Origin of the sequence: Novipirellula sp., assembly GCF_041583735.1 — a bacterium.
In the GTDB taxonomy this organism is placed as follows: domain Bacteria; phylum Planctomycetota; class Planctomycetia; order Pirellulales; family Pirellulaceae; genus Novipirellula.
This window is the reverse complement of sequence record NZ_JBFHFD010000235.1, coordinates 1-12,126: the sequence shown is the minus strand read 5'-3', so window position 1 is coordinate 12,126 and position 12,126 is coordinate 1. Positions and strand designations below refer to the sequence as shown.

Below are 12,126 nucleotides of genomic sequence, written 5' to 3'. Positions count from 1 at the left end.
TAGCACGATCGCCGAGTAGTCAGCGGGATTCACTGGGATCGTAAACCCAATGGTGATCAGGTTCACGCGGATATCGATCAACTTGAAACCGATCGGCAGCAGCGGAAAATCGCTGGCAGAATGGGTCAGAAAAATCCCGACTTTCACACTGGCGAAGACATCCGCGCGGACCTCGATCCGCAGCCCATCATCAAACGCATCGTCTCCGTCGCCGGAATAAGTCCCCGCAGAATAGTTTTGCGTAAAGCTGGTCAGAATATCAAATTCATTCGCGCGGACACGTCCATCGCCGTTGGGGTCGTGAAAGTTTTGATCCTGGCCGAGATGCAGCGACAACTCAAAACCCACACGGGCTTGAATAAAGTCCGCGAACTTACCACCGGCAACCACCAAAAATGGATCCACGAAGACGCCAAGTCCGACGCCTCCGAGAATTCGCACTTGTGGTTCATCCATCCGCGTGCTGGCGCCGCTGGCCCCGAGTCCGCTGGCGGCACCCGATTGGCTGCCTGCTCCGACGTTCAAATTTCCGATCGCGCTAGGATTCGGTTCGACGCCTTCGAAATCGTCAAAGTAGAATCCATCGACGATATCGTCCGCATTGCCGGTAATGCCAAGCCGTTTCAACCCGGTGGTGTCGAACGCCATTGTATAATCGGCGCGGGCTTCGAAAGAAACCGAGATAAACGGCACCGCATACTTGTAGGAATCCAGTGGTTTACCGACGACCTTGGCGACCGCTTTGTTGACGAGCGTTCCAATCGTACTTTCCCACGTCAATGGTTGCAGGTGATACAAGATCAACGACAACTCGGGAGTGCTATAGGTCATCAGATGGCTGTCCGCTTCGGAGCGTCCATCAAACCCGGTTTCACCGAGCAATAACCCAAACGACTCTGCAAAGATCGGCAACTTGATCGCGTCATACGTCAATCCGGATCCTTGTTGAAAGTGATCGTTGTTGATGATTTTGTTCGTCAACCCACCGATCCCCTCGACCTTCTTTCGTCCAGGCAATAATTGGGTGGCCACCAAACTTTGCGCTGCCTCGTGAGCCGAGCTCGACGTGTCGCGGGCGATCGCTGCGACTTGACCTAGGATCGAACCGGATCGCGAACCATCCGCGTTCTGCACGGCGATATCACTGCCACGGAATCCGACAAACGACCCTGTGGTCGCAAACGTTCCGCCGCTGATCGTCAGCACGGTATCGCTGACCGAAGCGATCGTGTACGTGCCTGGATTGTTGTCGCCGGTGATACGGATCGTTTGCCCGACGGCAAAGCCAGCGTCGATCCATGTGGCACTCTCGGAGCTTGTCAATGTGATCGCGGTCGCTGAGAAGTTCACGTCGACCGCGCCGGTCATCCGCAGCGGCTTGTCTTTGAGCGATCCAAAGCTTCGTTCGGCGTTGACGCTGGGGTCAAACAAATCGCCCGATTGGCCTCGCGCCACCGATCCATCGACAATGAAGCTGCCGATATCGATCCACTCTTCGCCGGTCAACATCATGATCGGCAGCAAGGTGATGTCGTCGAATTCTCGGTTTTCAAACAGATCCGAAAAGAATTCACCGATCGCGTCGCGTTCGAACGGTTTGCCTCCGTCGGCCAACGCACGAAGCGCTGTGGCGGCACCGGTGAAGTCCCCGATCTGAGTCTCGCCGCCAAACGTGCCGGGAGCACTCGCGTAGGAGGTCCTGCCAAACAACAGCGACACGATCGGCATCGCCTCGCTCTGCAAAAAGACCAAAAGTGGATCGACCGCTTCCAGTGCGACGCTCATCCGAGTGATCGCAGGACCTAGAAAATCGCGAACAAAACCGACCACCTCGAACTGCACATCATTGAATGCGATCGACGGCGTGCTCGTTTCGCTGAGCAACGACGACGTCACATCCCAATCCCAATTCGTGATATCCAATTGCATGCGATACGGCGGAAACGCGGCGCCGGTAGGCAGATCGGTCTCGAGATCCAATGAAATCGGGTTTACCGTGAACTCCGCTCCCACCTTCTCGCTGATACTCAACAACGTTGGCAGCGGGGCCGCACTGAATCCAGTTTGCGGAATGTTGGGAAACGGGGCCGCAGCAATCAGATCGTTCAGCGACAACCGCGGGGTGCCGATGACCGAAGGATCCAAGAAATCAATTACAAACGTGCCGGACATCTCGGATTGTTGTGGCGTTTGATCCCAAACACGAAACGGCAACACCCCCATCGTGGCGGTCATGCCATGCAGTTCATCCTTTCGCACAATACCGGTCGACGAGGTTTCATTTTGCAGTACGGTGTCGACTGTGATCGTTCGTCCCGAAGGATCAATTGCCAGGATGGTGTAGACACCGTTGTTATTACTCGTGCCGGTGATTGTGATCGAATCACCGAGACGAAAACCATCGTCGACCCAACTACCGCTGCTGCGAGTGATCTCGTCACGCAGATCGATCGTAAACGTCTGAGGTGGCAGATTCGCAAACTCGAGTAACTTCGGCGTGAAGTTTTCGGTCACGTCGGTGAACGTCAAACTAGGGCGTCCGGTCAGCGAAACCTGATACACCTCGATGCTGATCCCACTTTTCGGGCCTTCGGCGACCACGCGGTCAAGCGAGCTGGCGGTCGGAGCAAGATTGGCATCGGTCGACTCGAGCGTTAATTCCAAACCGAACGGATCGATCGAGGCGATCACATATTGGCCGTTGTTGGCGTCCGAATGACGAACCTCGATGATTTGGCCGATGCGGAATCCATCGAGGATCCAATTGCCGCGATCACGGCTGATCTTGGGTGCTCCGGTCACGGGATTGGTGAACGTCAATTGAGGGTCGCCCGTCATCGACACGGCCGCTTGCGGCAATGCGACGTCCAGGACAATCTCTAGATCATTGGCACGCTGGACGTCGATGTAGACGCCATCCGCAATGCTGACACCGACCGACAACGGCAAGTGAAATCCGAACATAACATCGGCGAGTGCGTCAAGTTCTAACCCCAGCCCCGGCAACAACAGATCAAGATCGACCGGGGACTCGAGCGTTTCCGTCGGAGCGACCAAGTCCATTTGAAACTCGACTCCGACGACGAGTTCGCGTCCCTCTACCGTCACCGAATCGGTGACCATTTTGACATCGTCGATGTTGACGACACTGTCGCCGGACGCAGGGTCATTCTGTAACCAATCGAAACCCCCGGGACCAAACGCGTCAAAAATGCCTTGACGCACCGAGTCGATCGAAATCGACTTGCCATATAAATTCAAGTTGTCGACAACCGAATCACGCATCTGCAACAGAAAATCAGCGGCCTCGGCCAATTGGTTGCCAACCAACGGCAATTCATTCCCCAACAACGACGTGTCCAGCGCCGCGTCAAGCTTGGTGAATAGGTCGTAAAACCCAAGCTTAAATCCGTCCATCGTGTCGGAGAGCGAGAAATTCTTGGTCAGATCCTCGAATGTGGGCCAGTTGCCGTCGCCGCCGACAAGGTTCGTCGTCAGCGAACTGCTGCCGCCGGCGGGAGCGTTGATATTGCTGACACTGGCGGTAATGAACGGCACCGTCGTGGGCGCATCGCTGGGGATCACTTGCTCAGGAAAGGCTAGTTCAAATTGGGCATCCAGTTCACCTGCCACCTGGATCGCCGTCGACGCAGCCGAAGCAGCATCGCGTGCTTCGCTTGGCGATGTCAACGTGGTGTTGGTTTGCAGGTCGACCGTGTAGGTGGCCGGCGCGGTGGAGGCCCCGGCTCCGTCAGCGTCCAGAATCACATAACCACTAATGACTTGGGCGGGCAGACTGCCCAGCAGCGTGGTGAAGGTCAACGCATCATCATTCACACCTTGAATGTCAAACGAAGCTTCGGTGCCCGAACCGGATCCAGCGGCTCCGGCTAGAAACGGCGATGGAGCATTTGGATCGGACAAATCAATCCCAAGGCTGACTTCAACCACCCCGTCCGCATCAACTTGCATCGGGGCAGCGCTAAGTGTATCGACGATCGCAGCGACCTTCTGCAGTCCCTGAGCCGTTAAATCGATCCCCAACTTGGTCAAATCCAAGGAAACCGGAAGCGTCGTGCTGATCGCGTCGAGATCAAGCTGCAAATCGAGCATCAAGTGCTTGTTCGCTGCATCGAAACTTAACCCCGCAACCAGCGAGGCACCTTCCAAAGGCGCGGACAATTGAGCATTCAGCGACTGTAGCGACTTGGGTTGCAGTTCCTCAGGCAACGCTTTTAGTTCTTGCACCCGATCCTGGAACGCTTTGCCAAAACCAAACAACTCTCCGAGACTTTTCGAGAAGCCCGGCAACCGATCCGCCAGCTTCGATTGCGTCTGAAGTTCGACAAGGTAATCGCCCACCGAATCGAGATAGTCAAACATATCGGCGAGCGTGAGGTGCTCGACGGCGACAAGCAGACTTTGAACATCATCCACTCCGGGGATGACCGGCGTGACGATTTCAAGATTGTCACGCACGTTGTACAGGTTGCTGATATCGACCTCGAAATCGGTTTTCAGCCCACTGCTGACTCCCGTGATCGCGGGCTCTGGCTGCAGCTTCATGTTCAGATCGAGCGAGTTGGTGAAGTTCACCTGGTCGTTGACTAACCAAGGGAACGGGTTGCCCAAACCGCCCCACAATTGCCCCACCGTCGATGGTTCCAACGTCAACGATGCTGCGACATTGGACGTCGCACTCGCAATCGTCAAATCCGAAAAATCGACCGCTAACGCGCCGTAATGTCCACTACCACTGGCCCCCGATGCGGAAACATCCAGATCGAATTGCAGCGTCGGTGTCGAATCGGACAGGACCTTCAAGTGGGCTGCTGCGGTGTCACCGTGCAACGGATCGCCTCCGAGCAGTTTCGCCGGTGACTTCAGCTCGATCACAAACTCGGGATCCAATTCGTTGCCGGCCGGGGTGCTGAAATCAACGTTCACCTCCGAACCGCTGGCCAACCCAAGATCGGTCGCGGCAAAACTGCCTCCGGCATTGGCGACCGTAAACGTCGACACGGCGCCGGCTCGTCCGCGATCGATCAGCGAGATCGTCCCAGTTCCTGAATCGGTAAAGACTTCGAAAGCAGCCGTCGTCACGCCGGCACTCGTGGCGGCGTCCGCAATTCGGTCCGCCAAATCATTGATCGTCACGGGCGGCACACTGACATCGAGATCGACACCAAACGACGTGCCTCCTCCGCTGAGAGTGATGGTTAAATCAGCGGCAGTCGTGCCGTTGGTGCGAACCACCACGCCACCATTGCCGTCAAACAGCCGTGAATCGGAAACGGAGGCTTGATCCTTTGCCTCGGAGGCTAAACCAAGGCTGACGCGGGCTCCGGAATTGTTCAGCGATGCGACAATCAGCTCGTTAGCGATCGTGTATGTCGAAGTCGCATCGATCGCGGTGTCCCAATCGGAATCCAATGTCAACGTATCGGCGGTGTTGGCAATGATCGTTGCACTTTGCCCTGCGCCGGTGCCACCGGTGATCGTCACGACGCGTCCCACCAAAGCGTCTGCGGCAAACGATGTAAACGCAGCGGTGTCCAAAAGTTCGTCGGCGGCGGCGCCGCTTTCCGCTGTGCCGGTAATCGAGGCTGCAGTTGACGTCCGATCCACCAACACGATCCCCGCATCGGCAATCTGTACATCAAAATCCCAACCCGCTGAGAACGACGATGAACTTGGCAGCGTCAAACCGGCCGCCGTCGCTGCCGCTTCGATCTTGCCAATCAAGTCACCCAGTGTCACCAATGAATGTTCAATCGCGGTAAACGTGCTGCCGCCGAAGTTGCGTTGTTTTGGTGCACCGTCAATGCCGAGTGAGGCGGCGGACGTACCGGTCACTGCCAAAGCGGGCGCGCCGACCGGCGTCGTCGCATCGATCAAACTAAGTGTGCCACGCGCCGCATCAAGGCTGGCGAATCCCGTCAACCGGCTTGACACTTCGTAGTTGTCGCCAGCGGTAGGTGGCGTGTTCCAGTCGCTGCTCAGCGTCAATGTATCGGCAGTGTTGGTGGTGATCGTCGCGGTTTGCTCGCCGACAACCACTTGACGCCCCACCAAGCTATCGACCGCTCCGAAGGGTGCCGAGGAATCGATCAACTGATTCGCGGTGGCGCCTGCTGCGATGGTCCCGGTGATCGCGTCGGCGGCATCGGCGGCGGCAGCGATGGCTTCGACCAATTCACCCAGCGTCACCGGTGCCGCGCTTGTCGAAGCCACCGCAGCATCCAAATCGACGTCAAAGGTGGTGCCATCATTCAAGGTGAATTGCAAGTCGGCGTTGGCATCGCCCGAAGTCGGCACGCCCGCGCCTGCGTTGAGGCTTGCCAGTGTGACCGAGGCGAGCGTCGGATCAAAATCAACAGCGAACGTAGTCCCATCGGCAAGATGAACGCGAATGTCGTCGACACCTTCGAGCAGTGCGACGCCGGCACCCAAGTTCAACTGCGAAATCGGCGTCGATGACGACAGCGGCGTGTCGAAGCCGACGTTCGTCAACGCGAGTTCGAACGGCAGATGCAGTGTCGCGGTGGGATTCAAAAGATCAATACTGCTGGTCGTGCTCAAACCACTGAGCGATCCAAAATCGGGCAGGTTCAGCGTGTCGGTTGAATCCGCAAAGGTCTTAGCGATGTCAAGCGTGAAGCGGAACGTCGACGTCGTCGCGTCGTAGCTCATTGGACCTACGGTCGTGTAGGCGGAACCGCCTCCGGTGGGAAGCGAGAGCATCTGCTGAAGCGTTGCAAAGTTTGCCCCGGGGTTGGGTGCTAATTGAATCACCGATTCGTCAGTGTCATCGCCGACGACGTCCTTCTTCACCGCAACCGCGGTCAAACCCAACTTGGCGGCCGCCGCGTAGTCCTCGCTCGATCCATTCTGTTTGGCGGTCACATGAAACTTGTCGCTGTCCGACGCACCACTGGTTTTATCGACCAAAAACAATGCACCATCGGATTCGGTGATGACCTCAAATTTCGCAGTCCCTGGCGATGCGGTTTGGATACGGCTTGCGACATCGGCCAATGTCGCGGTGCCATCGAGATCGACATCAAACGCAGTCCCGTCACGCAAAGTGACCGTGAATTCGGGAGCACTATCACCGCTGGTCCCCAACAATGAACTCAACGTTTCGCCCGACTCGGGCACCCCGACGATGTCGGTTAGCGGCGTGGCGACGGTGTGCGGTGGCAATTCGATTCGCTTGAGAAACTCGTCCTCATACAAACCGTCGACGTCAACCAAATCACCGAGGATGGCGGTGGTCCCTAACAACAGTCGCTCATTCTCAAACGTCTTCGAACCCAACACGTCCAAGTAGCTGCCGAACTGCTGCATCACTTGCAGCACCGATTTGGCGTTGAGGTTGTAAAAGTCCTGGATCCCTAGCGAAGTCAAGTTTTCGCTGAACGTTGGTGTGGTGGCACGGAACAAATCGTCGCTGAAATGAATCGTTGCGGGGGTGCCATCGGTGACCCCCGTCACGTCGGTTGCCGTAGCGTAAAGGTCGATGTCCAGCTGTGCGGTCGCAGCGGTGTCCAAGGCGAAGACGTTCACTCGATTTGTGTTTTGCAGTTCGTTGATCCGCAGCACTCCGTCGGACGCGCCGCCGTTGGTGCCGTCCATCCCCATCAACGCTTGGGTATTCAATGTGGTGTCGACATCCAAAACGATCGTGCTGGACGCACTCGCCGGCCCGTGTGGCCCGACGCCCAAGCCAAGCAGCCCCGCATTGAGGTCAAACGAGGCATTGGTGACATTTACGTCGGCAGTGACGCTGATATCGTTGTCAAAATCGGCAAAGAAGAACGGTGCGGCGGTGGCATCCACGCCAACGCTGAAATCCCACTGAAACCCAGTGGTCAGATTGGCGGTCGCGTCAGAGGTCGTCATCCATTCCTCGAGCGCCCCATCGAGCCCCAGGATGGTCTCGCCAAGATCAAGCGAAACAGCCGAGTGCGTCACCGACGCGACGACGCTGAGGTCCAGCGTCATCACATCTCCGCTCATCACTCCGGTTGCGCCGACCGTAAACGTCAAATCGCCGGGACCGGAGTAGCTGCTGCCGCTGAGCGAGTCCAAGGCAGTTAGCAGCCCAACCAAGTCGGGATCATCCGAACCTAGGCTAGAAAAATAGGCCGCGATGGGCTGCGTCAGAGATTGGTCGAGAATCTCGCCGATCGGTAGGTAATCACCGATCGATTGACCTACCAGCTCGATTTTCTCGACTAGGTTGTCAAACGACTCAAGCTCGGCACCCAAGTCAGCTAGTTCATCGAGCCCATCATTGAGTGCGGTTTGGGCGGCGGTTTGATCCAAGACGAGTGGAAGCCCCGAAAAATTGCTGGCCGCTGCATAGCTGACTTCGCTCGAATCACTCGCTTGCACGACGACGTTTCCACCGGACTGAGTCACCCCCAAGGGGACGCTAACGTCCGAGAAGTCGACGGTGCCGCCACCGGCGTCGACGATCGTCGCGGTGCCCCAAGCATCATCGAACTTGAACGTATCGCTGCCGGAACCTCCGCTGAGCGTTGCCGATTTGCCAGCGAAGTTTTTTAGCGTGATCACGTCGTTGCCGCCGGCCGCGTTGACGTTCACCCCGGTGATTGACCCGATCGCGATCGTGACTTTATTGGGATCACTATCGGAATCTGATATTCCACTGGCGGTGATCGGACTGTTATTAGAGATCACATAGTTGCCACCTGAAATCTCGACCGTAAACGCATCGTTGGCATTGTCATTGTCGGTCACCACCAATTGGTTACCGCTGAGTGAAACATCGGATGCTAACAGTCGCCGTCGTTCGAGCGATTCAAACGACGAACGTCGTGTCGCGAGACGGTTGCGGGAATTCTTTTTGCGTAACGACTTACGAGTGGTGGCAAGACGGGAGCGACGGCGCAGCTGAGCAAGGAGTGAGTCGAGTTTCATCGCTGAAAATCCCAAATCCGTTCGGGTCTAATAGTCCAACGCCAGCCTTCATGGCCGACGCATGTCGGTCAGAATCGAAGCGAGCTTGAGGCAAACTTCGAAAATTCCTGACCTTCTGTCGAGCTATTAGTAGTCGAAACGGCGACACAGCTCCAGACGAGTTTCACGCAGAAACTCAATTGTCGATTTTCTGATATCGCCCTATCGGCGTCGGTCCCCATTTGCTAGTTGGAGGGGACAACCACGAAGATTTCCGCTTAATAACGCAATTTGCGAGGCCCGGTCGCTTGCTCGCGGTATCCGTCGCGGTTGCCGCGTGGGCGAAAAAACTTCATCAAACCAACCTTTCGCAATGTCATCAGGCTGAGCCCACCTCCCAAAATCTTGCCACTGTCCAGAAATTCACCATGACACCGCACCCCACCTCGCCTCGCCTAAATACCTCCGCGGTTCGCCAAGCTATCATTTGCCTCTGTTTGATAGCAATTTCGATCACATCCTCCAGCTTTGCGCAAGAGTTCGATGACGAGAGTCTTTCTGGATTCCTGACCGAAGGTGTCGGAGCACCAACGACGAGTGAATCCGAACCCCAGATCGTGCAAGCCAGCATGGAGGACTATGCCGGCTCGAGCGATCTGAGTATCCAAGTTGCGGAGTTGCAGGCTCAGATGAGCGAGCAAAATTTCGAGATCGCCTCACTTCGCTCGGAATTGCAAACGCCGCTTCGTCGCGTTCGCCCCCCCCAGCCAGCGAAATGGTTTGTCACTTATGAAAGCGTGGTGGTGCAACCGATCCAAAGCAATTCAACCGGTTTGATCACCGAACGCGAAGACGATGTGTTTTCGCATGTCATGTTCCCTTGGGTGATGCAACACAGCCCGCGAATCCAATTGGGCCGCGAAGCCAACGATGAAACACTGGGATGGCGCGTTCGTTATTGGCAATTCCGACATGGCGAATCGTTCGAGGCGAGTGATGCCAACGGGCTGATCCCCGCCAGCTCGTTCACGCTGGGTACCGTGGGCTATCTATTCGAAGACGGCGACGCATCCACAGGACTTCAATTCGTCGAAGAAGGCGTATTCACGAGCAGCATTCGCACCGATGTGATCGATTGGGAACTGCAACGACAAATCGTCGAACCGCTGGATGTCTACGCCGGGATTCGTTATGCCAAGATCGCGCAGCGTTATCACGCGATGACCGATGCAGGCAACCTTGACGCCCGCAGCGAATTTCGTGGTTTTGGCCCCACTGTAGCAATGCGATTTACACACACTTTGCCGCTAAACGCATTGTCGCTATTTGGCAACGCGCGAGGATCGTTGTTGTTCGGACAAAAGGACTTCACTGCGGTGGACGATGTCAACGAGTACACTCAAACGCTGAACGCGATCGATCTACGCTCGACCGAGGACGCGGTTCACTCGTTCGCAGGCAATGCCGAGATCCAATTAGGTTTGCGATACACACCGGCGACTTGGTTCTCGATGCAAGTTGCACTGGAAGCCCAACATTTCATGGACGTCGGCGGCGCGAATCCCACCGGCGTGTTCACCGGTCCTGATGGCGGTATGTCTGGCGACAGCCCGCTGGATGACAACCTCAGCTTCATCGGCGTCAGCAGCGGTATCGAATTGGCGTATTAAGCCACGCCCCGACGCTTCCCTCCGTAGCGAAAGTCGCCAAGACTTTCGTTCTGACCGCACGGTTTTTGAAGCGGCGATGCGCGAGCACCGCTCCGCGATAAAAGCCACTCGATTAGCACCAAAGTAGATGGCGATGGGCACTGGCCTGCTCGGCAACAGGCAATGCGTGGGATAAGCCGCTCCCATGCAAGCGGCTCATTCGATCAACACACCGCCGGCGTCATTTCGCTACGACCGCTGCGTGTTCCAAAGAGCGAGCAGTTCAACGAGATGCTCGGTTGCTTCGACCATTTCGTCCAAACACGCAAATTCACGAACGCTGTGGATGTTGTGCTGACCGCTCGACAAATTTGGTGTCGGCAATCCTTTCTCGGTCAATTGGCTGCCATCGGTTCCGCCCCGCACGATCTCGCGGCTACAGGGGCGGCTGAGGTTTTTGAACGCCTGTTCCGCAAAATCAACCGACTGAGGCAGTTTTTCCAGTCCTTCGCGAAGGTTGCGGTATTGGCGATAGATTTTGACATCGGCTTTGACCCCTGGCGTTTTCTTTGCCGCCGTTTCAGCCGCCTGGCGAACGATGTCGGCGTAGCCATCCAAGTCCTCGGAATCAAACGACCGCAATATCAATTCCACCGTCGCTTCGCCCACACCGCCATGGATTGCGTTGGGGTGAATAAACCCCTGACGCTCCGAAGTGGTTTCCGGGGTCATGTTGTCACGAGGCAATTCGGCAACGAAATCGGCGGCCGCGCGTACCGCGTTAAGCATCACGTCTTTGGCGATCGCGGGGTGGATATTGTTACCCTTGAATCGAACGGTTGCACCGTCAGCCGAAAACGTTTCGACATCGATGTCACCGGCGCCACCACCATCGACGGTATACGCGACGGTCGCATTCAGTTTCTCGAGATCGATTTTGTCGGTGCCGTGACCAATTTCTTCGTCACAGGTGAATAACAAACGAACGTCCCCGTGTTGCAGATGCGGGTTTTCGATCAACGTTTGGGCAAGCTCCATGATGATTGCGATCCCAGCCTTGTCATCGCCGCCGAGCAACGTCGTTCCGTCGGTCGTTACCAGCGTCTTGCCGATCATCGAAGCCAATTCGGGTGTGTCAGAGAATGAGATTTCGATCCCCGAAGCCAGCGAGATATCACCTCCGGCGTAGGCTTCGATGACTTGCGGGTTCACGTTTGCACTGGGGGCCTCGGGCGACGTGTCCATGTGCGCCACCAGGGCGACCGCCGGAGTTCCGCCGCCGTTGGTTGCCGGAACCGTGCCCCAAACCAAGGCGTTTTCGTCCATGTGAGCGTCCGAGATGCTCATCGCGACCAACTCTTGCTCCAATAGCTGAGCGAGGGTTCGCTGTTTTTGCGTACTGGGATACTCGTCACTGGTGGGGTCCGCTGCGGTATCGATTCGCACGTAACGCAAAAATCGTTCGAGCAACCGTGATGCATTGATGGTGACGGAGGGGTTTTGGTTCATGGTTTATCGTGTGAATATGGCCAAGTTTTGATATCTTTAC

Annotated in this window: 3 protein-coding genes; 1 reads left to right on the top strand and 2 read right to left on the bottom strand. The window is 56.4% G+C overall.

All coding sequences use genetic code 11. From position 1 onward, the window contains the following. The coding region (locus tag ABX962_RS17775; protein WP_372721380.1) for a beta strand repeat-containing protein at positions 1-8,949 on the bottom strand (8,949 nt) is incomplete at its 3' end. 407 nt (positions 8,950-9,356) lie between these two features. Between ABX962_RS17775 and ABX962_RS17770 the strand changes: the two genes are divergently transcribed. After that, complete coding sequence (locus tag ABX962_RS17770) at positions 9,357-10,598, top strand: Lpg1974 family pore-forming outer membrane protein (RefSeq protein ID WP_372721379.1); 1,242 nt, start codon at positions 9,357-9,359, stop codon at positions 10,596-10,598. A 228-nt stretch (positions 10,599-10,826) separates the two neighbouring features. Here the strand turns inward: ABX962_RS17770 and pepT are convergent, their stop codons facing one another. Next, positions 10,827-12,086 carry a peptidase T gene (gene pepT / locus ABX962_RS17765; RefSeq protein WP_372721378.1) on the bottom strand — a complete coding sequence of 420 codons (1,260 nt, stop codon included), beginning with the start codon at positions 12,084-12,086 and terminating at the stop codon, positions 10,827-10,829. Positions 12,087-12,126 lie beyond the last annotated feature (40 nt).

Excerpts from the sequence above, each read along its gene's own strand:
- pepT (WP_372721378.1), bottom strand. The coding sequence starts at position 12,086 with ATGAACCAAAACCCCTCCGTCACCATCAATGCATCACGGTTGCTCGAA.
- ABX962_RS17770 (WP_372721379.1), top strand. The coding sequence starts at position 9,357 with ATGACACCGCACCCCACCTCGCCTCGCCTAAATACCTCCGCGGTTCGC.